The sequence below is a fragment of the Vibrio sp. T3Y01 genome (assembly GCF_013114525.1).
Lineage (GTDB): Bacteria > Pseudomonadota > Gammaproteobacteria > Enterobacterales > Vibrionaceae > Vibrio > Vibrio chagasii_B.
Window position 1 is genome coordinate 1 of the sequence record NZ_VTXJ01000007.1, and the last position, 26532, is coordinate 26532.

At 44.5% G+C, this 26532-nt stretch carries 17 protein-coding genes, 1 tRNA gene and 1 riboswitch; of the genes, 12 read left to right on the forward strand and 6 right to left on the reverse strand.

All coding sequences use genetic code 11. The features are described from left to right. Positions 1-27 precede the first annotated feature (27 nt). A tRNA-Trp gene (locus F0232_RS09170) sits at positions 28-104 on the forward strand. 744 nt (positions 105-848) lie between these two features. Here the strand turns inward: F0232_RS09170 and F0232_RS09175 are convergent. After that, entirely contained in the window at positions 849-2129 is a 1281-nt protein-coding gene (locus tag F0232_RS09175; protein WP_004740869.1) for a sodium:proton antiporter, read from the reverse strand. Positions 2130-2297: 168 nt separating this feature from the next. Between F0232_RS09175 and metH the strand changes: the two genes are divergently transcribed. Then, a complete protein-coding gene (gene metH / locus F0232_RS09180) occupies positions 2298-5975 on the forward strand; it encodes a methionine synthase (protein ID WP_105059047.1) in 3678 nt (1225 codons plus the stop codon). A 105-nt stretch (positions 5976-6080) separates the two neighbouring features. Here the strand turns inward: metH and lysC are convergent, their stop codons facing one another. Further along, positions 6081-7448 carry a lysine-sensitive aspartokinase 3 gene (gene lysC, locus F0232_RS09185; protein ID WP_105059046.1) on the reverse strand — a complete coding sequence of 456 codons (1368 nt, stop codon included), beginning with the start codon at positions 7446-7448 and terminating at the stop codon, positions 6081-6083. Between the two features lie 106 nt (positions 7449-7554). After that, positions 7555-7732: riboswitch (Lysine riboswitch) on the reverse strand. Between the two features lie 176 nt (positions 7733-7908). On the opposite strand from lysC, the gene F0232_RS09190 reads away from it, so the two are divergent. Next, on the forward strand, positions 7909-9048 hold the full coding sequence (locus F0232_RS09190) for an alanine--glyoxylate aminotransferase family protein (protein ID WP_105059045.1): 1140 nt from the start codon (positions 7909-7911) through the stop codon (positions 9046-9048). 101 nt (positions 9049-9149) lie between these two features. Here F0232_RS09190 and F0232_RS09195 read toward each other — a convergent pair whose 3' ends face one another. From F0232_RS09195 to F0232_RS09210, 4 genes are all read right to left on the reverse strand, one after another. Beyond that, a complete protein-coding gene (locus F0232_RS09195; protein ID WP_105059044.1) occupies positions 9150-10913 on the reverse strand; it encodes a PglL family O-oligosaccharyltransferase in 1764 nt (587 codons plus the stop codon). A 96-nt stretch (positions 10914-11009) separates the two neighbouring features. After that, positions 11010-13841: an excinuclease ABC subunit UvrA gene (gene uvrA / locus F0232_RS09200; RefSeq protein ID WP_105059043.1), complete on the reverse strand. Its 2832-nt coding sequence runs from the start codon at positions 13839-13841 to the stop codon at positions 11010-11012. A gap of 149 nt (positions 13842-13990) precedes the next feature. Further along, on the reverse strand, positions 13991-14863 hold the full coding sequence (galU, locus tag F0232_RS09205; protein WP_019826989.1) for a UTP--glucose-1-phosphate uridylyltransferase GalU: 873 nt from the start codon (positions 14861-14863) through the stop codon (positions 13991-13993). 157 nt (positions 14864-15020) lie between these two features. After that, positions 15021-15668, reverse strand: a complete 648-nt coding sequence (locus F0232_RS09210) for a LuxR C-terminal-related transcriptional regulator (protein WP_061033508.1) — start codon at positions 15666-15668, stop codon at positions 15021-15023. Between the two features lie 279 nt (positions 15669-15947). Between F0232_RS09210 and F0232_RS09215 the strand changes: the two genes are divergently transcribed. The 9 genes from F0232_RS09215 (at position 15948) to F0232_RS09255 (ending at position 26528) form a co-directional block, all read left to right on the forward strand. Beyond that, positions 15948-16502, forward strand: a complete 555-nt coding sequence (locus tag F0232_RS09215) for a single-stranded DNA-binding protein (RefSeq protein WP_061033509.1) — start codon at positions 15948-15950, stop codon at positions 16500-16502. A gap of 161 nt (positions 16503-16663) precedes the next feature. After that, on the forward strand, positions 16664-18679 hold the full coding sequence (csrD, locus tag F0232_RS09220) for an RNase E specificity factor CsrD (RefSeq protein ID WP_105059042.1): 2016 nt from the start codon (positions 16664-16666) through the stop codon (positions 18677-18679). Positions 18680-18681: 2 nt separating this feature from the next. After that, entirely contained in the window at positions 18682-20124 is a 1443-nt protein-coding gene (locus tag F0232_RS09225; RefSeq protein ID WP_105059041.1) for an MSHA biogenesis protein MshI, read from the forward strand. Continuing rightward, positions 20124-20771: a type 4a pilus biogenesis protein PilO gene (gene pilO / locus F0232_RS09230; protein WP_019826979.1), complete on the forward strand. Its 648-nt coding sequence runs from the start codon at positions 20124-20126 to the stop codon at positions 20769-20771. Before F0232_RS09225 ends, pilO begins: the two co-directional genes overlap by 1 nt. After that, positions 20764-21096 carry a hypothetical protein gene (locus tag F0232_RS09235; protein WP_061033512.1) on the forward strand — a complete coding sequence of 111 codons (333 nt, stop codon included), beginning with the start codon at positions 20764-20766 and terminating at the stop codon, positions 21094-21096. Before pilO ends, F0232_RS09235 begins: the two co-directional genes overlap by 8 nt. A 15-nt stretch (positions 21097-21111) precedes the next feature. After that, complete coding sequence (gene mshL, locus F0232_RS09240) at positions 21112-22779, forward strand: pilus (MSHA type) biogenesis protein MshL (protein WP_105059040.1); 1668 nt, start codon at positions 21112-21114, stop codon at positions 22777-22779. A gap of 47 nt (positions 22780-22826) precedes the next feature. Beyond that, the gene (locus F0232_RS09245) at positions 22827-23666 is read left to right on the forward strand and encodes an ExeA family protein (RefSeq protein ID WP_061033514.1); all 840 of its coding nucleotides are present in this window, start codon (positions 22827-22829) and stop codon (positions 23664-23666) included. Positions 23667-23668: 2 nt separating this feature from the next. Continuing rightward, on the forward strand, positions 23669-24814 hold the full coding sequence (locus F0232_RS09250) for a lipopolysaccharide assembly protein LapB (protein WP_105059039.1): 1146 nt from the start codon (positions 23669-23671) through the stop codon (positions 24812-24814). Then, entirely contained in the window at positions 24804-26528 is a 1725-nt protein-coding gene (locus tag F0232_RS09255; RefSeq protein WP_105059038.1) for a GspE/PulE family protein, read from the forward strand. The genes F0232_RS09250 and F0232_RS09255 overlap by 11 nt, the downstream gene beginning before the upstream one ends. The last annotated feature ends 4 nt before the right edge of the window (positions 26529-26532 follow it).

Sequence of the window (26532 nt, forward strand, 5' to 3'; positions counted from 1 at the left end):
TTTCGAATCTAAAGTACAAAAAGTTTTAGGGGTGTAGCTCCAATTGGCAGAGCAGCGGATTCCAAATCCGCGTGTTGGGAGTTCGAATCTCTCCACCCCTGCCACATTAAAAGGCTCTAGCAGAAATGCTAGAGCCTTTTTGCTTTCTGAATCTAATAATACTCTATTGGCAAAGCCGCGGATTCCCCTACTTACCAAAACTGTGCGTGTTGGGAGTCTATGCCTCAACTCTTGCTATATACTAAGCCTCAGCAGAAATGCTGATGTTTTTTTCGCGAAGCAAAGTTGGAATAATTACGCGTTCCCCTAGCTCGCCAGCTCAGTCTAATCTCTCCATTCCTGCCATATTTAAGTCTTTAGACTGCGCGTCCCAGCAAAATGCTAGAGCCTTTATTATTCCTGTCATTTTTAGAAGTAACGCTAGAGACACCAAGTTATCTCTATCTACTCAATACTCATTTTGCTCTATAGTTCTGCTAGTTAATAACTAACGCTATTCTAGCGAGACATTGATTCCCGTTCTTTGTGTTTCCAGGTGAAAGCTGAAGCCTTTCGATTGAAGCTAATATAACTTGAGAGTGGGTTACTGGGGAGGCTAGTGAGTGTGCAGAACAATGAGTTCTCTGTATTACTTAACTTCCTGAAAGAGTTCCGGCCAAATTTAGTACTCCCCCCAATTAAGGCTTTCGATTACTCCAATAATAGTGGTATCAAATATCTATATAAGCTTCTATGTTCTACGCATACCTTTCAGCGATAGCTTCAGTGTGGGAATTGGTGAGTTTGACTTTCATTAGGTATAAAAAAGGCCACCTAAAGTAGGTGGCCTTGGTTAATCTATCTAGGTGTTAATCTAGCTCTTTCTCTGCTTGTTTTGCTTTCTCTATCATAGGAGTGATTGTTGAGCCTTGAACTAGAATAGAGAACACAACTACGGCGTATGTCATGACAAGGATTATCTCTTTAACATCTATTGCCTTGTCTTCAATTACCCAGATACCGGAAGGGATTGATAGAGCCATTGCTAGTGCTAAGCCTCCACGTAAGCCGCCCCAAGTTAGAATCTTAATCGACCATGGGTTGTAAGTTCTAAAGCGCTTAAATCCAATGTAGGACAAGAAAACACTCAGGTAGCGTGCACTCAATACTAGAGGAACTGCGAATGCCATTAAGATCCAGTCTTCTTGGTGGAATTTGAATAGCAGCATCGACATACCAATCAATAAGAACAGCACGCCATTTAAGAACTCATCTATCAGTTCCCAGAAGTGGTCTAAGTGGTCTTCACTCTCTTTTGAGAAGCCTATAAAGCGAGTCCAGTTACCAATCATGATGCCTGATACCACCATAGCTAATGGACCTGATACGTGGAGGACTTCAGCAAAAGCATAACCCGCAGTAGGGACACCAATAGTTAGTAGCAATTCCATTGAGTGGTCATCAGTATTACTGATTAGGTAGTGGAATATAAGACCTAATGCAAAACCATAAACGATACCGCCAATAGCCTCTTGGACAAATAGCATAGTCACACTGCCAACTGTCGGTGCTTCTGTACCAAATGCAATGGTGAATAGAGTGACGAAGATTACCAAGCCAAAACCATCGTTAAATAGCGACTCACCTTCAATCTGAGTCGAGATTCGTTTTGGGGCATCGAGTTTCTTTACAATGGCTAAAACAGCGATTGGATCGGTTGGTGAGATAAGAGAACCGAACAGTAAGCAGTAAATGAGATCGAATTGGATGCCGATGAACTGACAGAATCCATAAAGAACAAAACCAATAAAGAAGGTCGAGAATAGAGTCGCACCGAGTGCGAGTACTGTGATTTCCCATTTTTGGTCTTTAAGGTTTGGGAGTTTGATCCCTAAGCCGCCAGCAAATAGTAGGAAGCCTAATATCCCTTTAAGTAGGAAGTCTTCAAAATTAATACTGGCAACCGTTTCAGAAGCAATGTCGGCTAATTGAAACCAGTTGTTTTGGCCCGCAATGATAATTAAAAGAGACAGCATCATTGAGCCTGCTGTGATGGCGATGGTTGTTTGCATTTTACCAATTTTGCTATTAACAAAGGCAATGAGCATGGCTGCAGCAGACAAGAAGCATAAGGTGTAATAGACCGACATTGGGGTACCAACATGTAACAAAGTATGAATATGAATTTTCGTTGTCTCATGCTCAAATAGCAAACACTTTTTGTCAGGACTCGGTAATCAATTTCCTCTTTTAGACGTCTAGACTCCTTTTTAATGTGTGATAGGATGGAAGCATAATTAAAGGAATGAGGTTGTACCGTGGGAAGTAATGTAAGGCAAAAGATTGATGCTCTGTTGAAGCAACGAATTTTACTGATTGATGGTGGCATGGGTACCATGATTCAGGACTATAAATTGGAAGAGCAAGACTATCGTGGTGAACGCTTTGCGGATTGGCATAGTGACTTAAAGGGTAACAATGACCTTTTGGTACTTACACAACCTAAGCTTATCAAAGATATTCATTCGCAATATTTGGAAGCTGGGGCAGACATCCTTGAAACCAATACTTTTAACGCTACAACCATTGCTATGGCCGACTACGATATGGAAAGCCTTAGTGAAGAAATTAACTTTGCAGCAGCCAAGTTAGCACGAGAAGCCGCTGACGAATGGACTGCAAAGACTCCTGAAAAACCTCGTTTCGTTGCCGGCGTCTTAGGCCCAACAAACCGCACTTGTTCTATCTCTCCAGATGTTAATGATCCGGGTTATCGTAATGTGAGTTTTGATGAGTTAGTCGAGGCCTACTCTGAATCGACTCGCGCGCTGATCAAAGGTGGCTCAGACCTTATTCTTATCGAAACCATCTTCGATACACTCAATGCTAAAGCGTGTGCTTTTGCAGTTGAATCTGTTTTCGAAGAAGTAGGCATCACTTTACCGGTCATGATCTCCGGCACTATTACTGATGCATCAGGTCGTACGCTTTCAGGGCAGACGACCGAAGCTTTCTATAACGCCCTTCGTCATGTTAAGCCTATCTCGTTTGGTTTGAACTGTGCATTAGGCCCTGATGAGCTGCGTGAGTATGTTGGCGAGATGTCTCGTATCTCAGAGAGTTATGTTTCTGCTCACCCTAACGCTGGCTTACCTAACGCATTTGGCGAGTATGACCTTTCACCGGAAGACATGGCTGAACACGTTAAAGAGTGGGCTGAAAGTGGTTTCTTGAACCTGATTGGTGGCTGTTGTGGTACTACGCCAGAACATATTCGCCAAATGGCAGAAGCGGTTGAAGATGTAACTCCTCGCCAATTGCCGGACCTACCTGTGTCGTGTCGTTTATCCGGTTTAGAACCTCTGACCATTGCTAAAGAGTCTCTGTTTGTAAACGTGGGTGAGCGAACGAACGTGACCGGTTCTGCACGCTTCAAACGTTTGATCAAAGAAGAGCTTTACGATGAGGCATTGAGTGTTGCTCGTGAGCAAGTCGAAAATGGTGCACAGATCATCGATATCAACATGGATGAAGGAATGCTAGACGCTGAAGCGTGTATGGTTAAATTCCTTAATCTATGTGCCTCTGAGCCAGAGATTTCAAAAGTCCCAGTGATGGTCGATTCATCAAAATGGGAGGTTATTGAAGCCGGCCTGAAATGTATTCAGGGTAAAGGCATCGTTAACTCCATTTCTCTAAAAGAAGGTAAAGAGAAGTTCGTCGAGCAAGCCAAGTTGGTTCGTCGCTATGGTGCAGCCGTGATCGTGATGGCGTTCGATGAAGTCGGTCAGGCAGATACACGTGAACGTAAAGTCGAGATCTGTACCAATGCTTACAACATTCTTGTTGATGAGGTTGGCTTTCCACCTGAAGACATTATTTTTGACCCAAACATCTTCGCGGTTGCGACTGGTATTGAAGAGCATAACAACTATGCGGTTGATTTCATTGAAGCGGTAGGCGATATCAAGCGCGACCTACCTCATGCGATGATCTCAGGTGGTGTCTCGAACGTGTCATTCTCATTCCGAGGTAATAACTACGTTCGTGAGGCAATCCACGCTGTATTCTTATACCACTGTTTTAAAAATGGTATGGATATGGGTATCGTAAACGCTGGTCAGCTGGAAATTTACGATAACGTGCCAGAAGATCTGCGCGATGCTGTTGAAGATGTCGTACTAAACCGTCGTGATGATTCGACGGAACGTTTGCTTGATATGGCAACCGAGTATCTAGAGCGAGCGGTTGGTAAAGTTGAAGATAAATCAGCACTCGAGTGGCGTACTTGGCCTGTAGAGAAGCGTTTAGAGCACTCTTTGGTCAAAGGTATTACTGACTTCATCGTTGAAGATACTGAAGAAGCGCGTGTCAATTCAACTCGTCCTATTGAGGTAATTGAAGGTCCGTTAATGGACGGCATGAACGTGGTCGGCGATTTGTTTGGTGCAGGTAAGATGTTCCTCCCTCAAGTTGTTAAATCGGCCCGTGTAATGAAGCAAGCTGTAGCCCACTTGGAGCCGTTCATTAATGCATCCAAAGAAGTTGGTGCGAGTAACGGTAAGATCCTTCTCGCGACAGTTAAGGGCGATGTTCATGATATTGGTAAGAACATTGTTGGCGTCGTTCTTCAATGTAATAACTATGACATCATCGACCTAGGCGTGATGGTTTCATGTGAAAAAATTCTCAAAGTCGCGAAAGAAGAAAACGTCGATATTATTGGTCTTTCTGGCCTGATTACTCCATCCCTTGATGAAATGGTGCATGTTGCCAAAGAAATGGAACGACAAGGCTTTAAGTTACCACTATTGATTGGTGGTGCGACGACATCCAAGGCGCATACTGCTGTTAAAATTGAACAGAATTACTCAGAACCAGTGGTTTACGTTAATAACGCTTCTCGTGCAGTTGGCGTATGTACCTCATTACTTTCTGAAGAGCTAAAACCTGCCTTCGTTGAGAAGTTGGACTTAGATTACGAGCGCGTTCGCGATCAGCATAATCGTAAGAAGCCTCGCACTAAGCCAGTGACACTCGAGCAAGCTCGCGCAAATAAAGTGGCGATTGATTGGGACGCATATACTCCGCCAGCACCAGCTAAACCGGGTGTGCATGTATTCAATGATTTTGATGTGGCAACACTGCGCAACTACATCGACTGGACACCATTCTTCATGACATGGTCATTGGTCGGTAAGTACCCAGCTATTCTTGACCATGAAGAAGTGGGTGAAGAGGCAAAACGTTTATTCAAAGATGCGAACGAGTTACTGGATCGTTTAGAGAAAGAGAAGCTACTTGAAGCCCGTGGTATGTGTGCGATGTTCCCAGCCAACAGTGTTGGTGATGACATTGAGGTGTATACCGATGAGTCTCGTACCGAGGTTCTCAAAGTTCTACATAACCTTCGCCAACAGACTGAGAAGCCTAAAGGCTTTAACTACTGTTTGTCAGATTACATTGCTCCAAAAGAAAGCGGTAAAGCGGACTGGATTGGTGGCTTTGCAGTGACAGGTGGTATTGGTGAGCGTGAGTTAGCGGATGAATACAAGGCCAATGGTGATGACTACAATGCCATCATGATTCAGGCTGTGGCTGATCGACTAGCTGAAGCGTTTGCTGAATACCTACACCAAGAGGTGCGAAAGGACATTTGGGGTTACGCTCCAGATGAAGACTTATCTAACGATGATCTGATTCGAGAGAAATACCAAGGTATTCGTCCTGCTCCTGGTTATCCTGCTTGCCCTGAGCATACAGAGAAGGGCACGTTGTGGGAGTTGATGGATGTTGAGAAGAGCATCGATATGTCACTGACGTCCAGCTACGCGATGTGGCCTGGTGCTTCAGTTTCTGGGATGTACTTCTCTCACCCTGATTCTCGATACTTTGCGATTGCTCAGATTCAACAGGATCAAGTAGACAGCTATGCTGACCGTAAGGGTTGGGATATGTTGGAAGCTGAGAAGTGGCTAGGTCCAAATATTAACTAGCTATTAAATCCGCGAGTTACTTGTAAAAATAGAAAGGGTTGCTTAATTGCAACCCTTTTTGTATCTGTACTTTGAGCGTTGAACTCTTATTAATTCACTATCGCCTTATTCGAATAGCTCTTGATGCAGCTTTTGAATAGCCTGTTTAGAGACTGACTCATTGAGCAGGAAGCATAAGTTATGAGGGCTTGCTCCGTAACAAATCATGCGCAAGTTGAAATCTTCAAGGGTGCTGAATACTTGCTTAGCGTAGCCTTTGCTTTCACTCATGTTATTACCAATCAATGCCACTAAACACAGGTCATGTTCCACATCGACTGAACAAAGTTCTTCTAGCTCAAGACGTGCTGCTTCTGGTAACTCAGGTGCACCACCAGATGTATCAGTTTGATCTAGGGTGAGTGAAACACTGATCTCTGAGGTGGTGATAAGATCGACCGAGATCTTATGTTTAGCAAGGATCTCGAATACTTTCGCGAGAAAGCCGTAAGCATGGAACATATTAGCGCTACGAAGCGTAACCATGGTTTGGTTGCAGCGAAGGGCAAGGGCTCTGAATAGTGGAGAGCTTTCCACCTGCTGGCGAATCCAAGTTCCACCCAATTCTGGTGCTTTTGAAGAGCCGACAAATACCGGAATTTGGTGACGTAGTGCTGGCACGAGAGTCGATGGGTGCAGGATCTTCGCTCCAAAGTTTGCCATCTCAGAGGCTTCACTGAAGCTGATTTCTGGGATTGGAGAAGCTTTAGGTGCGATGCGAGGATCTGTGGTGTAGATACCTGGAACATCTGTCCAAATCTCTAAGCCAATCGCTTGTACTGACTCTGCAATAAGCGCTGCTGAGTAATCACTACCACCACGGCCTAAGGTTGTTGTATTGCCGTCATTGTCTGCACCAATAAAACCTTGTGTGACGACAACTTGTTGTTGGCACAGTGGAATCAGTTTCTCTTTCGCTAGCACTGAAATCTCTTCAAGCTGAGGTTCAGCTTTGCCGAAATCATCATTGGTGCGCATCACTTCTCTTATATCGAAGCGAACCGCGGATGTACCACGTTCGCGAAGGATTTGAGCAAGAAGGTGTGTCGACATCAATTCACCGCACGCGACCAAGTGATCGGTTAACTTAGTGCTTGTTTGAAACGATGCAGCCTCGGCAGCGCTCGCAATGTCATCAAGAATGGAGTGAACTTCTTTTTCGACGCTGATTGGATCAGCAAGTTGATCAAGAATTGCATTGTGGATGTCCGTTAATTGGGTCATCACCTCTTGACGACGAGCTCTGTCTTGAACACCGTTTGCCAGTTCAACAAGTAAATTAGTTACTCCTGAACACGCAGAACTTACGACTAACTTGGTATTTGAGTTGTTTTCAATAATGGCAGCACAACGGCTCATTGCTTCAAAGTTGGCAACACTTGTACCACCAAACTTAGCGACATTAAAAGAACCAGCTACATTAGATGCACTCACGATATATCTCCCACGACTTCCTAAATAAAATTACGGTTGGGTAATCCAACGTCCATTGTTTTCGAAGAGAGTTTTAGAGCAAAAAGAGAGGAATTATGTGAATAGTAACCTCAGAAGCTCTTCACCATATAGAAATGGTGACAGTCGCCGGGATTCAGCCCGCTCAACCGATAATAAAGGTCCTGCATCCTTTTATTATCTCGGCACTGCTCCCCCTAAATGCTTTGTATCGGAAATGCGGTTCCACAAAACACCTGCCTGGGCAGTGCTCCTCTTCTGCTAGATAGCCATTTCATTGAACGTGTTTGCGCTCACAATGTCAATTGGTAACTTGAGATAATTTAAAAATAATTTTAACAATTATGTGACAGTGGTTTGACCTCAAGACCTAAGGCTAATTGCTGACATGTTCGATTTGCTTTAGGGTGGAATATCAACACCATTAACGTAAGGGATTTACATGTCTAACTTAACAAATACTTCTACTATCGATAGTTTTTATCCACCACATCGAACGTTAATGGGGCCTGGGCCTTCTGATATCTCACCTCAAGTACTGCAAGCTTTGAGTCGTCCAACCATAGGTCATCTAGACCCGCTGTTTATTGCAATGATGGATGAGGTTAAACAGCTTCTTAAGTATGCATTTCAGACAGATAATGAGTTTACGATTGCTGTATCAGCGCCGGGCAGCGCCGGTATGGAAACTTGTTTTGTTAACTTGATTGAACCCGGTGAAAAGGTCATCGTCTGTCGAAATGGCGTGTTTGGTGAACGTATGCGAGAAAACGTGGTGCGCTGCGGTGGCGAGGCAATTCTTGTTGATGACGAATGGGGTAAGCCTGTATCTGTCGAAAAGGTACAACAAGCATTATCAGAAAACCCAGATGCTGTCGCGGTTGCGTTTGTGCATGCTGAGACCTCTACTGGTGCGCTATCGGATGCTCAAGCTATCTCTGCGGTTGCCCGACAGTTCGATGCATTGACGATTGTTGATGCTGTGACCTCACTGGGTGGTGTACCACTGTTAGTGGACGAATGGCAGCTCGATGCGGTTTATTCTGGGAGTCAGAAGTGCTTGTCTTGTGTTCCTGGTTTATCACCAGTGACTTTCTCTCAGCGTGCCGTTGATAAAATGAAAGCGCGTCAGTCACCGGTACAAAGCTGGTTCTTGGATCAGAGCCTAGTATTAGGTTACTGGAGCGGAGAAGGTAAGCGTAGTTATCACCATACTGCACCAGTCAATAGTCTTTACGCGCTGCATGAGTCTCTCGTGCTATTGAAAAATGAAGGCTTAGATAATGCTTGGTCTCGCCATCACGCTATGCATCAAGAGTTGAAAGAGGGCGTGGAAGCATTAGGACTGAAATTTGTTGTTGATGAGGAGAGCCGTTTACCACAACTTAATGCTCTTTACTTCCCTGAAGGAATCGATGAAGCGAAAGTCAGATCGCAGCTTTTAGAAGAGTATAACCTTGAGATTGGTGCTGGCCTTGGTTCTTTGGCTGGTAAGGCATGGCGTATTGGCTTGATGGGCTACGGTGCTCGCAAAGAGAATGTCGCGTTGTGTCTTAAAGCGCTGCAAGACGTACTTAAATAGTCAAATCAGGTTAGTTTTAAAGAAAAGCGCACGAGGATCGTGCGCTTTTTTGTGTTTGATCTAAAGGTGAGATGCGAAAGTCATATCTCGCTAGTCCTTAGCTACTCTGCGGATGAAACATTGTTTTCTGCTTGGGATACTTTCTTGTACTGAACCTGTGAAAAGTCTCTGTCCGGAAACAGAAACTTGGCTTCGCTACGGATCTGTTCCGCTTTGCTCTCTTCCCCTAAACCTTGATAAGCAAGGATCAAGTTACTGTAAAACGCTGGTCTTGGTTTACTCTTTATGATCTCTAGTGACCAATCAACATAGGGCTGAATAAGGCTAGGATCGCCTTTATAAAGACCAATGTTTAGGTAAGTGCTGTATATATCCCAATCGTAGCGATCTTTCCAAACCACAGGGTTGGTGACTTGTTTGAGAATATCTGGGTTTTTAGGTTTAGATAGCTCAAATTTGGTCAGTACATAGTTGGTATGCAGTGCACTCAACATGTAAACACTCACCAGAATTGGTAACACTAGGCTGGTCACTCTAAATAAGGTTTTACTGATAAAGCTGAACTGCTGCTGATAATGACGCGAAGCGCGCTGGTCGACCCAATAAATCAATATGATAAAGGTTATCCAGTGTATTGCCGAGTGATAGAACGGGTACTCCAACTGAGAGTGTAAAAGTATCGGTATGAATAGCGCCAGTAAAGCTAAGCGTGTTCCTTTCGCTGAGCTCGAGATACGCGACAATACTAATACTGCGGCAATCAATATTCCTATGATAGGTACAATACCGCCCTCAACTCCCCAGAATAGAAACTCATTGTGGGGGTGATCCATTGCTGGAAGCCCCGGATGATAGTTTGAATTGAGTTGATGCTGACGAGCGGTATACAGGGTGTACTCTGATTCAAATCTTCCGTAGCCGTAACCAGTAAATGGTTTCTCTACCAACATGTCTAATGTTTGCGGGAAGGTGTAAGCTCGAGGACTCTCTAGGTTCGCTTTTTTACTCGCTATACTATCTGTAGTGCTAAGGCTGATTACTGAAAATGCAACTACGATACCGACAACAACGGATGCACACCATCCGTAGAATCGTTTCTTGGTCGAGAACTTGTAGAGGTAAGGCAGAATACATATGAAGCCAATGAGTGCGGCTAACCAACCTGTGCGTGATGCGATGATGATCAGCAGTGGTACCGTTAACGTTGGTGTTAGGTAGAGTAAAAATGATTCGCTAATCTTATGGTTGTACTTGGCTGGCTGCCTCGCCAGTAGGTAAGCAGAAAGGACAAAACCCGTCGCTAAAAAGCTAGCCATCACGTTAGGTTGTTGGAAGATTCCATAAGGACGATTAGCTTCAGTGTTGTAACCAAATAGGTTACCAGGCTCCAACAAAAAATATTGCACATAGCCAAACAATGCCTGTATGACGACAGCAAGTACGATGAACCACAGCATGCGCTGTTTATGTTTATTACTGAATTTGAATTGTTGAAGAACCACGAATAAGGCAAAGCCAGCCCATAACCCAAGTAATCGACCAGAAGCCCCTTGCGGCGAAGCATTGCTGTATAGAATAGGCAATGTGAGTATCACGCAGCTTATCAGCAAGCCTATGGTTAACTTGGAATACTTGAGTACTCGATTGGTCGCCAGTTGATAAAAGCCAATGGCTAAAGAGAAGCTTAGAGCCAGCCAAGTGGTCGGGTTAAAGGATAGGGCAAGGCCTGAACCACCTGGGTTAGGCATGAAAAAGTGCATGGCGAGTAAGAATACAACAGCTAGTGAAGCAAGGAATGCTTTGTTGAGAGGTAGCTGAGTGACCTGATGCTCTAGCTGGGTTCCGCTAGTGTGTATTGTTGCCATAAATCCCTAACCTTATAAAAACGGAGCTTGTTCCTTTTGAAACAAGCTCCGTTACTTTAACATTTTTCTGTCCGCCCGCAGGACGCTATTTTATACCTAGTTCAAATTTAACATAGGCTTAAGGAAGCGTGCGGTATGTGAACCTTCGACTAGTGCCACATCTTCTGGTGTGCCTTCTGCAACAATTTCACCACCACCTTGACCACCCTCAGGGCCGAGATCGAGTATCCAGTCTGCAGTTTTAACGACATCCAAGTTGTGTTCAATTACCACAACGGTATTACCGTGATCACGTAGGCGATGCAATACGGTTAATAGCTGTTGGATATCGTGGAAGTGAAGGCCTGTTGTTGGCTCATCCAGAATGTATAACGTCTTTCCTGTATCTCGTTTAGACAGCTCGCGCGCTAATTTAACACGTTGAGCCTCACCACCAGATAGGGTAGTTGCGGCTTGGCCCAAACGAATATAAGAAAGGCCGACATCCATGAGAGTTTGCAGTTTGCGAGCGATCACTGGAACCGGATTAAAGAACTCACGTGCGTCTTCTACGGTCATTTCCAGTACTTCGTCGATGGTTTTACCTTTGTAGCGAACTTCTAGTGTTTCACGGTTGTAGCGTTTGCCCTTACACACATCACAAGGTACATAAACGTCCGGTAAGAAGTGCATTTCTACCTTGATAACACCATCGCCCTGACAGGCTTCACAGCGTCCGCCACGCACGTTAAAGCTGAAGCGTCCCGGTTTGTAACCGCGCGAACGTGACTCCTGTGTACCCGCAAATAACTCACGAATAGGTGTAAAGATCCCTGTGTAGGTTGCAGGGTTTGATCTTGGCGTTCGACCGATAGGGCTTTGGTCAATATCGATGACCTTATCGAAATGCTCTAATCCTTTAATTTTCTTATGTGGCGCAGGTACTGCTGTCGTTGCGCCGTTGAGTTGGGTGTGAGCAATTTTAAAGAAGGTGTCATTAATCAGTGTCGACTTTCCTGACCCCGATACACCTGTAATACAACTGAATAGGCCAACTGGGATAGTCGCTGTGACATTTTTCAGGTTATTACCGGTAGCCCCAATGATCTCGACGACTTTCTTTTTGTCGATCGGCGTTCGTTGTTTTGGTACTTCAATCTCTTTTACGCCACTTAAGTACTGACCAGTCAACGAATTTGGATTGTCGATGATATCTTGCATAGTACCTTCTGCGACGACGTGGCCGCCGTGCACACCAGCACCAGGGCCGATATCGATAACATGATCTGCACAACGAATCGCGTCTTCATCATGCTCAACGACAAGTACTGTATTGCCTAAGTCTCTCAGATGAACCAAGGTTTGCAGTAGTCGTTCGTTGTCACGCTGGTGGAGGCCAATCGATGGTTCATCCAAGACATACATAACTCCCACTAAGCCTGCACCGATCTGACTTGCGAGACGAATTCGTTGCGCTTCACCACCAGATAGGGTTTCAGCACTGCGTGATAGGTTGAGGTAGTTCAAACCGACATTAACCAAGAAGTGCAGGCGATCATTGATCTCTTTCATCACCTTATCGGCGATTTGTCCGCGCTGACCGTCTAACTTTAACTCTTGGAAAAATTGTAGGGCGTCAGCAATGCTGAGTTCAACAATTTCAGGCAAAGTTGTATCGCCAATGAAGACATTACGAGCTTCTAATCTTAAACGAGTACCGTCACAGCTTGAGCATGATTTCGTTGAAATGTATTTAGCAAGGTCTTCACGGACTGCGTTTGATTCTGTATCACGGTAACGGCGCTCCAGCGTATTCAAAATACCTTCAAATGGGTGACGTTTGACTCGAATATCACCACGATCATTGATGTATTTGAACTCAACTTCAGTGCAACCTGAACCTTTCAGAATAATCTCTTGAGTCTTCTTCGGTAGAGAATTAAATGGTGCAAACAGATCGAAACCATAGTGTTCAGAGAGCGATGTTAGCATCTGGAAATAGTAGTAGTTCTTTTGATCCCAGCCCTTAATTGCTCCGTCGGCAATACTCAGATTCTCATCTAAGATCACTCGACTCGGATCAAAGTACTGCTGAACCCCAAGACCATCACACGTACCACATGCACCTGCAGGGTTGTTGAATGAGAATAGGCGAGGTTCAAGCTCTTGCATGCTGTAACCACACTTTGGACAAGCGAAGTTAGCAGAAAATACTATCTCTTCTTGGTCTGTTTCATCCATCCAACCAACGACAGCAATACCACCAGAGAGCTCTAATGTGGTCTCGAAAGATTCGGCTAAGCGTTGTTGAAGATCAGGGCGTACCTTAAATCGGTCAACCACTACTTCTATCGTGTGTTTCTTGTGCAGTTCTAGTGCTGGTGGATCGGATAGGTCGCATGTCTCACCATCAATACGCGCGCGGATAAAGCCCTGAGCCGCTAAGTTTTCCAGTGTTTTGACATGCTCACCTTTACGCTCTTTAACGATTGGTGCTAACAGCATCATCTTTGATCCAACAGGTAGTTCAAGTACCTTATCCACCATTTGGCTGATGGTTTGTGCGGCAAGTGGTGTGTTGTGTTCTGGACAGCGAGGTTCCCCGACTCGTGCGTAAAGAAGCCTCAGGTAATCATAAACTTCGGTAATAGTACCGACCGTTGAGCGAGGGTTGTGAGACGTCGATTTCTGTTCTATCGAGATAGCGGGAGATAAGCCTTCGATGTGGTCGACATCAGGCTTTTCCATAAGGGATAGAAATTGACGAGCATAGGCAGACAAAGACTCAACATAACGGCGTTGCCCTTCTGCGTAGAGGGTATCAAACGCAAGTGATGACTTACCTGAACCAGAAAGACCTGTGATAACAATCAGCTTATCACGAGGGATGGTAAGGTTTACGTCTTTGAGGTTATGCGTACGAGCGCCTCTAATTTCTATTTTATCCATCTCAACAGACCATGTAATTTTTAGTGGCTAAAGTATTACATAGAGTGAGATTTGTGCAAAGTTTTACTGGATAAAAAAACAGTAATTAAAAAGGGCGACTCCAAGAGCCGCCCATTACATTGTGTGAATTGTTACTTACCAGTCAGCAGTTATGCTTCTTTCTGTGTTGAGTGTTTGCCTAACTCAACTTGCTGCTGGTCTTTCTTGTATAGGTTTTCAAAGCAGTAGTTTGTTGCTTCGATGTAGCCTTCTACGCTACCGCAGTCAAAACGCTGGCCTTTAAATTTGTATGCCAATACACAACCTGCTTTTGCTTGTTTAAGCAGTGCATCAGTGATTTGGATCTCACCACCTTTACCTGGTTCCGTTTGCTCGATCAGTTCGAAGATATCCGGAGTCAGAATATAACGGCCAATGATCGCTAGGTTGCTTGGTGCTGTGCCTTGCTCTGGCTTTTCCACCATGTCATCAACACGGAACAGGTCGTCTTTGATCATTTCACCTGAGATAACACCGTACTTATGTGTCTCTTCTTCAGGAACTTCTTGAACAGCTACGATAGAACAGCGGAACTGTTTGTATAGCGCAACCATTTGTGCCAACACGCCTTGTTGTTCATTTACACATAGGTCATCGGCAAGTACCACTGCGAATGGTTCGTCACCCACAAGCTCACGACCAGTCAGGATTGCGTGACCTAAGCCTTTCATTTCGCGTTGACGAATATAGGTAAAGTTTGCAGCTTCAATCGTTTCACGGATATTAACCAGCAGGTCTTCTTTGTTTGTGCCACTGATCTGATGTTCCAGCTCGTAGTTCTTGTCGAAGTGATCCATGATCGAGTGCTTACCACGACCCGTTACGATACACATTCCGTCCATACCGGCTTCGATTGCTTCTTCAACACCGTATTCAATCAGTGGTTTGTTTACTACTGGCATCATTTCTTTCGGCATTGATTTGGTTGCTGGTAAGAAGCGTGTACCGTAGCCTGCTGCCGGGAAAAGGCACTTTTTGATCATCGTAAGACCCTTTATCTATAATAATTATCGATTCAACCTGAGTGGTTGATATTTCTGAGGGCAACTCTAGCACAAATTTTGTCGAAAATTCAGCAACAATCCGTATGGCTAACCAGAGCTTCCCTCAAAATTATCGCGACTTTAAGAAGTGGATCAATTATGCAAGCAGATTCTGGTTGGCCCATGCAATTGCTTGGACTCTATTTTTTACCGCCAATTTACGGAATATTTGATAGAGGTGAGACTTCACCGTGAACTCGCTGATAAAAAGATCATCGGCTATTTGTGTGTTCGACGAGCCGGATTGGAGGCAACGAATAACCTGGATCTCGCGAATGGTGAGATCAACATTCGTAGGCGTTGTGTTGGTATTGACCATATTGCGATAGTAAAACAGCAGTTGATTGGTTACTTTTCTTGGCAGCCAGTTTTCGCCATCGATTACCTCTTGTAAACCATGAGCAATCTTGTTTTTTTTATCGGTGTTATAAAATAACCCTTTTAATACACCATAAGTCAAAAGCTCTGACGTTGGCAGTTGCTGGGGGACATTAAACAAAATGATCTCATGGTTTTTCCACATTACGGTCAAATTAGGGCAGATAGCCAATAGCTTTGGCACTTCTTTATAGTCGACAAGAAGAATTCGATTGCTCTGCTTTCTATCAACTAACATTAAGTCGTCTGGCGTCATCTTGTACAACATAATTGATAGGTGTTTCTCTATTTCTTTTACGTGTAAGTAGGTGTCGCTTGGGTCGATGCACATAAAGTGTAAAGTGCGAGCATAGCGAGATTTTCTCATTGAAGTTCCTTATTTATGAAGTATGAGATTTCACGGTGTCATGCAGACTTTGGCTTCTCTAGCATCATCGTTGTGACTTGCGTTGAATATCAATTCTCAAAGTAAATGAGTGGTTTGTAAGTGGAGAAAAAAGCAACATCGCTCTGAATATCATGATTTGTTACGTTTTTATTCTTTGTCGTGAGGAGAGAATAGGAATGCGATTTATCACAGCAGAAAAGCATGCTATTCTTGTGCGCTAAAAATTTTCTGAGACTATGAATTTAGACGGAGCAAATCATGGCTAGCCGTGGAGTTAACAAAGTTATATTAGTGGGTAACCTAGGTAATGACCCAGAAATTCGTTACATGCCAAATGGCGGCGCAGTAGCGAACATTACCATTGCAACGTCAGAGTCATGGCGTGATAAAGCAACTGGCGAACAGCGTGAAAAAACAGAATGGCACCGTGTTGCTCTGTTTGGCAAGCTAGCTGAAGTTGCTGGTGAGTACCTACGTAAAGGTTCTCAAGTTTACATTGAAGGTCAACTTCAAACTCGTAAATGGCAAGATCAAAGCGGTCAAGATCGCTACACGACTGAAGTTGTGGTTCAAGGCTTTAACGGCGTTATGCAAATGCTAGGCGGTCGTGCTCAAGGTGGCGCACCAGCTCAAGGCGGCATGGGTGGCCAACAACAGCAAGGTGGTTGGGGTCAACCTCAGCAGCCGCAACAACAGCAGCAATACAGTGCTCCAGCTCAACAGCAGCCGAAAGCACCTCAACAAGCTCCTCAGCAGGCTCAACCTCAATATAATGAGCCACCGATGGATTTTGATGATGACATCCCATTTTAAGCCCTGTTTTTAATATATTATAAAGACAGTATTAATTTGGAAAGAGCCGCGATTATCGCGGCTTTTTGTTACCTAGAATTCTTAACGCTTTATTTACAACGTCAATTTATAGTATAAGTAGCAATACGGTATAATGTGAGTTGAAAAGGATTTCGTTATTCATGAGATATACCCCCACACTAAAATTGAGCACCCGATTGGTCGCATTTGTAACCGTGATAGTTATCAGTGCGATGTTCATTCTTTTTATCGGTGGCACCCTCTCATTTAAGCGTATCGGGCAAGAGTATTTAGACCATTATTTGGTGGGTATTGTCGACGTTGTAGATAAGGAAATGGAAGACCCAGACGCTGCATATTCAATGCAACGTTGGATGCCTAAGATGTTGCAAGCAAGCAACATTGTTGAGATGAAACTCTCGAATAAGACCGGCATTGTTTATCGCTTCAAAGATACTTCACCACAGATTGATCCTAGCCGCCTTTATGAAAAGAGCTTTGTATTAGAACGAAATACCGGTTATCGAATCGAGTTTAAGGCTCTGCCTCCTTACATTGGATACAGCTACTCATTGGAAGCAATGTGGTCGATTACTTTAGCGGTCGCTTTGATTATATTTTGCCTAGCTCGTGGCGTTCGATGGCTAAAAGAGCAATTGATGGGCTCTGAAATGCTGGAAGAGCGTGGAAGGATGATTCTTGCTGGTCAGGTTGAGGCTCATGCCAAAGGTGATGAGCGAGAGTGGCCTTTTACCGCGAGTGAAGCTCTTGATGTTCTTATTGAAGAGTTAAAAGACGCTCGGCAAGAGCGTAGTCGCTTCGATACCTTTATTCGTACCCATACCTTCTTAGATAAACTCACTGGCACTGCCAACAGAGTGCTATTCGATAACAAGCTTGAATCGGCACTGCATGAAAGTGGTGCTCGTGGCGGTGTGTTGTTAATACGTATTGATGAGTGGGAGGAGGTACGTGATGATAATGACAAGCAAGTTACAGATAACTTTATTATTGAGGTCGGCGAAGTATTATCGAATATCGTACAGCGCTACCCAGATGTTATTTTCTCTCGTTATTATGAAGCCGACTTTGCTGTATTTATCCCGCACCAAGGTGCCAAAGATATTGCGACGCTGGCGGCTCAGTGTTTAAGACAACTTGATAAGTTAACACCACCAGAGCCTTTAGAGTCGGATAATTGGTGCCATATCGGCGTGACCATGTACACCGAAGGTGAACGTCATAGTCAGATCATGGATGAAACGGAAACCGCATTAAAAAGTGCGCAATTGGAGCGTATTAATAACTGGAGTCGTTTCCCTAAACAAAATAAAAATGAGCTCGATAGAGGAAGTGTTCGCTGGAGAACACTACTTGATACAGCACTGCTTCCTGATAATTTAGTAATCTTTGCTCAGCGGTGTTATCTTATGTCTGAATTAGGTCAAGCTAATGAATTACATAGAGAAATATTCACTAGAATTCAGGATCCTGAGAAGGGTTTATTGAAGTCCTCTCGCTTCATGCCTGCGGTGGAGCAAGTGGGTTACCAAGCTCAAATGGATCAATCGGTGTTGAGGGTGTTGTTGAAGTCACTGAAAGAATCGACTCAACCTATTCATTATTCAGTGAACCTTAACGTCACGCCTTTTGCGAGTAAGCAGCACTTTAAGTGGTTTAGGAGTGAATTGTTGCAGCTTTCTGCACAGCACCGGTCACAACTCGCTTTTGAGTTTCCTGAGGGGCACCTTATCGCTCATCTTGATTATATGAGACCGGTGGCAAAGATGCTGCGAGGACTAGGGTGTAAAGTGATTGTTGGCCAAGCTGGGCGAACTATTGTCAGCACTCACTACATTAAGGATTTGAAGGTTAACTATATAAAGCTTCATCGAAGCTTGATTAAGAAAATCGACCAAAGACATGAAAACCAGCTGTTCGTCCGCAGTTTAATCGGCGCGTGTGGTGACTCTCCAACTCAAGTGATTGCGGTGGGGGTCGAGACAAAACAAGAAAAGAACACCTTGATAGAGTTAGGTATTAATGGCTATCAAGGAAGGTATTTCGACGAAGAACAACAAATTATCCCTTTACCTAATAAAGGTTCAAAGTCAGTGAAAGCTGAGTCTGTAGTAAAAGTTGGTCGAAGAAATCGATGGCGTAAGAGTAGTAGCTAAGTATGAATTTTAAAGCGATTGTAGACAAATTAAAGCCAAGCAAAAGCAATGGCAACACTCAAGTTGTCATGCTGGGTAACGATGCTGTCTATATTTCATCGACGGAACAAGAATCCCAAGTAACCAGTATTCCTTTAGTTAATGGTGACTGGGAAAGTGCGCTGAAAAAATCGTTGAATAGTGAGGCGTTTACCAGCAATAGCCTTCAACTTATTGTTTGCGCCAACTATTACCAAACCTATCAGCTTGATAAGCCGGACATCCCAGAAAGTGAATGGTCGGTTGCCTTGCCATTTCTACTCAAAGACCTTGTTGCGGAGAGAGTTACGGAGATCACCGCGAGTGCGGTCGCTCTACCAACGTCGAATAAGTTACAAGTGTATGTATTGCCCAAAAAACTGCTAGATAAGCTGGTTAATATTACGAGCTCGGCGCAAGTTGAGCTAAAAGGTGTGGCGCCAGAAGATGAAATCTGGGGTTATAGTGCTGGTGAACTGTCGAATTTTATCCTTTTGCAACGCAGTACTAATTCGCACTTCAAGCTGGGTGCGTTTGTTGAACATACCGTTTGTTTCCAAAGAACCATTCGTAGTGTTGTGCCCCCTTTAACTGGAGTGGCGTCAAGTGCTCTGCAATTAGATGGTCTTGCCTTGGAGCTTCAACGTTCTATTGATTATCTGTCTTCTCAAATTAAAGGTACGCAACTTCATCAACTAAAAATCTGTTGTGATGAAGAGGATGAAGCTGAATTACAAACTGCGTTAAACAACACGTTGAGTTCAACGGTCTCTTTGCTCGTTGAAGGAGAGCGTGAAAACTCTGAAAGCTTGTTGGTTCAACTTGCGGCTAAAAGAGAGACGTTCAACGTCAATCTTTACCCTGAGCATTTAAAACCTAAAAAAGAGTATTTTACTTTAGCGAATGTCGCTGCGAGTTGGGGAGTGGTTGGTGCATTGTTACTTGGCAGCTACTTTGTCATGAACTACCAAGCTTCCAATTTAGATACTGAATTAACAGCTCTGCAACAAGAGTCGAACCAGCTTAACAAGCAGGTTAACCAATTGAATAGTAAGTTAACTCAACATAAACCTTCCCCTGATAAAGTTGCGGCAGTTGAGCGTCTCAAACGTGAGACTCAAGCAAAAAAAGAGGCGCTAAAGGCGGTTGGACAATACGACGAGTCTCAGCAAGTCGGGTATTCTGGCGTCATGAATTCCTTAGCTCAATTAGGCCGAAATGACATCTCTCTTTCGCACATCTATATGACCTATGACACGTTAGATATGAGTGGGTTAGCTCGCAATGCCAATGTTGTCCCTAACTGGATTGGTCAATTCAAAAATGAGCTTAATCTTGTTGGCCGCTCTTTTGAAAAACTGAAAATAGGTCGTAATGATCAAGATGTGGTGACCTTTGAGTTAAGTACTCGTAGGGAGAGCAAGTAATGCAGCAATGGAATCAACTTAGCGATAAGTTTCTTGCATTAAGCCCAAGAGAAAAGTGGCTGCTTTTCGTGTGCGGTTTTGTTGGTATCTTTATGCTGCTTTTTACCTTACTGGTGGAGCCGGTGTACCTCGATCTGCAAGCAAAAAATGCCAAGATGACCAGCCTGACTCAATCAAATCAGAGGCAGCAAGGTGAGCTACTTGTTCTGCAAGCCAAATTGAACAAAGACCCAGACAAAGAGATCAATCTCGAATACAAAAAATTGATGCGAGAGAGCCAAGAACTGTCACTTGAATTAGCCGAGATGGTCGATGGGCTGATCTCTCCATCCCAAATGTCGCAATTGCTCGAAAGTGTCCTCAATGCAGGTACTGGGCTGCAATTAGAATCGCTGGAATCACTTAAGCCAGAAGCGATTTCGAACAACAAAGAGACCAGTGAATATTCCGGTTATTTTCTTCACCCGGTGAGAATGGAGCTAACTGGTAGTTACTTTGACATTGCAGCTTACCTTCAGGCTCTTGAATCTCTTCCTGTGAGTTACTACTGGCGTACATTTGAATACACGGTAGAAGAATACCCGAAAGCTCGACTTGTATTCGAGGTTTACACACTAGGTACCAGACAGGAGTTTATCGGTGGTTAGGACTCTATTGTTGTCATTACTGTTTGCCAGTTCACTGGCGTCGGCTGAGCAAGATCCAACGGCACCTTTGGGGTGGATGACGCCTCAACAGAAAACAGCGCCGGCAAAGAAAGCGCCAACTCATTATCGTTTACCGTCTTTAGAAAGCATCGTGTGTAAAGCGGATACGCCTTGCTACGCCATTCTCAATGGTGAAATTGTTGCTCAAGGAGAGACGATAAGAGGGTATCGAGTTAAGAAAATAGATTCAGAATACGTCACTCTGCAGAGAAGCTCTAAGCAGTGGAAATTAGAGATGTTCTCTTTAGATATTAAGAATAATTAAGGTTTGAGTGAAGACATGCGTAAACTTGTAGTAGCAATCCTAGTGTCATCTTTGGTCGGCTGTTCGATGGGGCATCGTGATCCTGTTGAGATAAAAGAGTCTTTAAACGAATCTATTAATGAAGCGAACAGCAAGGCGCTTCATGAGTTGCCTTCGTCTGTACAAGATGATCTTATGCCTCAACTTAATTCCGATGTTATGTCTCCGGGAATGGAGACAGTGAAGCGTTTTCGTATTCAAGCAAAAGGTGTCGAAGCGAGAACCTTCTTTGCCAGTTTAGTAAAAGGCACAGAATACAGTGCAGCGATTCATCCTAGCGTGTCTGGAAAGCTTACGCTGAACTTAACGGATGTGACGCTAGATGAAGTGCTGGCTGTAGCTCAGGATATGTATGGCTACGATATTGAAAAGCGCGGCAAAGTGATTCAAGTCTACCCTGCAGGCCTTCGCACTGTGACGATCCCAGTCGATTACTTACAAGTTAAGCGCGCGGGTCGCTCATTGACTACGATAACGACGGGTACGATCTCTAATTCAGACAACAGTTCATCGAGCTCTTCAAGTTCTGACTCAAATTCGTCGAATTCATCGAACTCTTCAAACAATTCAAACTCTACCTCGAACGGTGGCACTGAGATTGAGACCACTTCTGAAAGTGATTTCTGGCCACAGCTTGAGGCTGCGGTTGCACACCTAATTGGTTCTGGAAATGGGCAAAGTGTTGTCGTGACGCCACAAGCGAGTGTGATTACCGTGCGTGCATTTCCTGATGAAATTCGTGAGGTTCGCGAGTTCTTAGGTGTTTCCCAGCAGCGCTTGCAACGTCAAGTTATCCTTGAAGCCAAAATCATGGAAGTGACGTTGAGCGATGGTTACCAACAGGGCATTAACTGGACGAAAATGTTCTCGTCAAACGGAACTAATTACACTGTTGGCATGGGTTCTATAGTCAAAGATGCGACAGGAGCTATTATTCCGGGCACATTACCTGGGATGGACCCTATAGGTGCAGCACTTGGTGGTCAATCCAATATTGTTGTATCGGGGAGCAGCTTCGAGGCGGTATTGAGCTTTATGGATACTCAAGGCGACCTCAATGTGCTTTCTAGCCCAAGAGTCACAGCTGCAAATAACCAAAAAGCGGTGATCAAAGTCGGCACAGACGAGTATTACGTCACAGATTTATCAAGTGCGGTTGGCAGTGGTGATAATGCCAACGTAGCACCTGAAGTGGAATTAACGCCGTTTTTCTCTGGTATCTCATTAGATGTGACCCCTCAAATTGATGATAAAGGCAGCGTATTCTTGCATGTCCATCCTGCGGTTATCGAGGTAGAAGAAGAAGTTAAAGAGCTTAACCTCGGCTCAACAACGGGTGTCGTACAGCTTCCTTTAGCGAAAAGCTCTATTCGTGAGTCTGATTCAGTGATTCGTGCACAAGATGGTGATGTGGTTGTTATTGGTGGCCTGATGAAATCAAATACCAGTGACGTGACTTCTAAGGTTCCATTCTTAGGCGACATTCCGGCTTTGGGTCACTTGTTCCGCAACACCAATCAGTTGACGCAAAAGACCGAGCTCGTGATTTTGCTTAAACCGACGGTTGTGGGTGTGAATACTTGGCAAACTGAGCTTGAACGTTCTCGTGATCTGCTTCAGCAATGGTTCCCTGATGAAGAGTAAATGCTTACTTTCTCAATTGGCAGCGCTTCACTAAGCCGGGTGAACCTATGTATCAAGCTCATTTTGGTTTTGAACAGCTGCCATTTACTTTAACGCCGAATACCGATTTGTTTTACGGATTAGCCCCGCATTTTGAGGCGATTCAAACGGTCATTTCGGCGTTAGAGATGGGAGAGGGCGTCATCAAGGTGACTGGAGAAGTAGGCACCGGTAAGACTATGGTTTGTCGGATGTTGGTCAATCACCTAAAAAACTGTACTGCATTAATTTACTTGCCAAACCCAGTGTTGTCCGGAGCTGACTTACGTCATGCTGTCGCCAAAGAGCTTGATTTAAAGGTTGAGAACGAAGCCTCGCTGGTGGATAACATTCAACATAAGTTGATTGAACTGCATAATTCAGGCTTAAGAGTGGTTGCGATTATTGATGAGGCACAAGCTCTCTCTGACGAAGCACTAGAGACATTGAGACTGTTCGGCAATCTGGAAACTGAAGACAAGAAATTACTTCAGATAGTGTTACTTGGACAGCCAGAACTAGACGCTCGTTTAGAGGCTTATCATCTAAGACAATTTCGTCAAAGAATCACTTTTAGTTCGACATTAAGGGCGCTAACTCTTGATGAGACGGTGGCTTATATTGATAACCGAATTGCTAAATCTGGTGGCAACCCAGAACTGTTCAGTTTGAATCAAAAAAAGGCGATCTGTCGTTCTTCACTAGGTATCCCAAGGCTGATAAATCAGCTATGCCACAAGGCTTTACTGTTGTCGTTCAGTGAAAGCAAAAAAAGTATCGATAACCAACATCTGTTTTCTGCGATGCATGAAACTTACGATGTGTGTAAGCCCAAATTTAAAACGCCAATACTGTGGGGTTGGAATTAATTATGAGCGTCATTAATAACGCCTTGTCTGAATTGGCAAAGAAAAAATCAGCGACAGCAATAGAAGCTGCGGTCGTGCCTAAGGTAAAAACGCGCTCACCATTTGTGTGGGTAGCTGCAGGTTTTACTCTGAGCTTGGCCATGGGCGGTTGGGCGATATCACAGGGCCCAACGGTAGATAACTCAATATCGACTCAAGATAGGCAGGTTCAGGTTTCTGTTGTAGATAGCTCGGCAGAAGTACCTGCAATTGTTACTCAAGCTCCGTCATCGCCAACTAAGAAGTTAGTGACGGTCGATGCTTCCTATCTAACTCAAGTAACCCCAGAAAAAAGCTCTCGAAATCAGGCGCTAGTTGTGGATTCAGCGGTTAAAACGCCACAAATAACAAAACCTCAGGTACAAGCGAAACCGACAGCAACAACAAAAGTAAATACGACACAAGTTCCTGAGCCGACCTTGATTGCGAGTGTTGCGAAGAGCAGCCCAGCTTCTATTTCTAATGAGCCAAAAGACTCAGAAAATAGTGGAATACTGATTGAACAAGTAGAACTGACCCCAGAGCAACTTTCTGTAAATGCTCAAGGGCGAGCTCAGAAGGCGCTAGATGCAAATGATCTTACTGGTGCATTGAAGGGGTACAACGAAGCACTTCGTTATACGCCAAGAAATGAGGATGTTCGTCAAAAGCTCGCTATTCTCTATTTCGGCAAGGGTGATACTCGTAAAGCTTACGAGCTTTTTCAGTCGGGTATTAAGCTCAACATCAATAGTGAAAAGCTACGTTTGGGTTTATCAAAACTGTTGGTAAAAGCGGACCAAGCAGAAGCAGCGTTAAGCCCTTTGGTACATATGCCTCCGCATCCAACTCAAGAATATCTAGCAATGCGTGCTGCGCTGAGCCAAAAGTCACAGCAAGAAGAGATTGCACTGGAGAGTTACCAAAAGCTGGTCGAGATTGATTCTGAGAATGCTCGCTGGTGGCTAGGTTTAGCGATACAGCAGGAGCGACAATTAGACTTTGCTGCTGCAAAGCAATCATACCAAGGTGCGTTAACCCGAGTCGGTATCTCATCTCAATCACAAAGCTTTGTGCGTGACCGATTGAAAATAATCAGTGCTTTAGAGGAGAGCAGCAATGCAAATTAGATTAAGAAAAAGGCTTGGTGATTTGCTTGTTGAAGAAGGCATCATCACTGAGGCTCAAGTTGAACAAGCGCTTGCCTCTCAAAAGAGTACCGGTCGTAAGTTAGGTGATGCACTGATTGAACTTGGCTTCTTGTCTGAGCAACAAATGCTGAGTTTTTTGTCGCAACAGCTTGCTATTCCTCTTATCGATCTAAGTCGAGCGAACGTTGATGTTGAAGCGGTTCAGCTTTTACCTGAAGTGCATGCCCGCCGTCTTCGCGCATTGGTTATTGGTCGACAAGGTGACACGCTGCGTGTTGCGATGAGTGATCCTGCGGATCTGTTTGCTCAGGAATCGCTGCTTGGTCAGTTGGGTGATTACGCACTTGAGTTTGTTGTGGCGCCAGAAAGGCAATTGGTTGATGGGTTTGATCGCTACTACCGTAGAACCAAAGAGATCGCCTCATTCGCTGAGCAGCTCCATGCTGAACACCAAGTGAATGAAGCCTTTGACTTTGATATTGCTGAAGAAGACAGTGATGAAGTGACAGTGGTTAAGCTGATCAACTCGCTGTTTGAAGATGCGATTCAAGTAGGCGCTTCCGATATCCATATTGAACCTGATTCTAATGTGTTGCGTCTTCGTCAGCGTATTGATGGCGTCTTACACGAAACTCTCCTTAACGAAGTGAATATCGCTTCTGCGTTGGTATTACGTTTAAAGCTGATGGCAAACCTCGATATCTCAGAGAAGCGTCTGCCGCAAGATGGTCGTTTCAATATTCGAGCGAAAGGTCAATCTGTCGATATTCGTATGTCGACGATGCCTGTGCAGCACGGTGAGTCAGTGGTTATGCGTCTGCTGAACCAATCTGCCGGCTTACGAAAACTGGAAGCGTCGGGCATCCCGAGTGATTTACTGGTTCGTCTTCGTAAACAGTTGCGTCGCCCGCACGGAATGATTCTAGTCACTGGTCCTACGGGCTCGGGTAAAACAACCACCCTTTATGGTGCGCTAAGTGAGTTGAATGAACCGGGTAAAAAAATTATTACTGCGGAAGACCCGGTGGAATACCGCCTGCCTAGAATCAACCAAGTGCAGGTTAATCCTAAAATCAATCTCGACTTCTCTACGATCTTAAGAACCTTTTTACGTCAGGATCCCGATATCATTCTTATTGGTGAGATGCGTGACCATGAGACGGTCGAGATTGGTTTGAGAGCTGCACTTACCGGTCACTTAGTGCTAAGTACCCTTCACACCAACGATGCGGTAGACAGTGCACTGCGTATGATGGATATGGGCGCACCAGGTTATTTGGTAGCTAGTGCAGTTCGTGCGGTAGTGGCGCAGCGATTGGTTCGTAAAGTTTGTACCGACTGTAAAGTTGATGACGAGCTGGACGAGGCGCGCAAACAGTGGCTGAGCGTTCGTTTCCCTAACCAGGTCGATGTTCCTTTCATGAAAGGGCGAGGTTGTCAGAACTGTAACTTAACCGGGTATCGCGGGCGTATCGGTGTATTTGAGATGTTGGAGCTTGAGCACAATATGATGGATGCTTTAAGAGCTAACGATGCTGTGGGTTTTGCTCAAACCGCAAGACAGTCTGAAAACTACAAACCACTATTAGCCTCTGCGATGGAGTTGGCTTTGCAGGGCGTAGTGAGCCTCGACGAGATAATGAACCTCGGCGAAGGTGACGCATCAGGCTCAACTGACCCAATTTATCTGTAGGGGT

Excerpts from the sequence above, each read along its gene's own strand:
- F0232_RS09175 (WP_004740869.1), bottom strand. The coding sequence starts at position 2,129 with ATGTCGGTCTATTACACCTTATGCTTCTTGTCTGCTGCAGCCATGCTC.
- F0232_RS09190 (WP_105059045.1), top strand. The coding sequence starts at position 7,909 with ATGTCTAACTTAACAAATACTTCTACTATCGATAGTTTTTATCCACCA.
- F0232_RS09195 (WP_105059044.1), bottom strand. The coding sequence starts at position 10,913 with ATGGCAACAATACACACTAGCGGAACCCAGCTAGAGCATCAGGTCACT.
- uvrA (WP_105059043.1), bottom strand. The coding sequence starts at position 13,841 with ATGGATAAAATAGAAATTAGAGGCGCTCGTACGCATAACCTCAAAGAC.
- galU (WP_019826989.1), bottom strand. The coding sequence starts at position 14,863 with ATGATCAAAAAGTGCCTTTTCCCGGCAGCAGGCTACGGTACACGCTTC.
- F0232_RS09210 (WP_061033508.1), bottom strand. The coding sequence starts at position 15,668 with ATGAGAAAATCTCGCTATGCTCGCACTTTACACTTTATGTGCATCGAC.
- F0232_RS09215 (WP_061033509.1), top strand. The coding sequence starts at position 15,948 with ATGGCTAGCCGTGGAGTTAACAAAGTTATATTAGTGGGTAACCTAGGT.
- csrD (WP_105059042.1), top strand. The coding sequence starts at position 16,664 with ATGAGATATACCCCCACACTAAAATTGAGCACCCGATTGGTCGCATTT.
- F0232_RS09225 (WP_105059041.1), top strand. The coding sequence starts at position 18,682 with ATGAATTTTAAAGCGATTGTAGACAAATTAAAGCCAAGCAAAAGCAAT.
- pilO (WP_019826979.1), top strand. The coding sequence starts at position 20,124 with ATGCAGCAATGGAATCAACTTAGCGATAAGTTTCTTGCATTAAGCCCA.
- mshL (WP_105059040.1), top strand. The coding sequence starts at position 21,112 with ATGCGTAAACTTGTAGTAGCAATCCTAGTGTCATCTTTGGTCGGCTGT.
- F0232_RS09245 (WP_061033514.1), top strand. The coding sequence starts at position 22,827 with ATGTATCAAGCTCATTTTGGTTTTGAACAGCTGCCATTTACTTTAACG.
- F0232_RS09250 (WP_105059039.1), top strand. The coding sequence starts at position 23,669 with ATGAGCGTCATTAATAACGCCTTGTCTGAATTGGCAAAGAAAAAATCA.
- F0232_RS09255 (WP_105059038.1), top strand. The coding sequence starts at position 24,804 with ATGCAAATTAGATTAAGAAAAAGGCTTGGTGATTTGCTTGTTGAAGAA.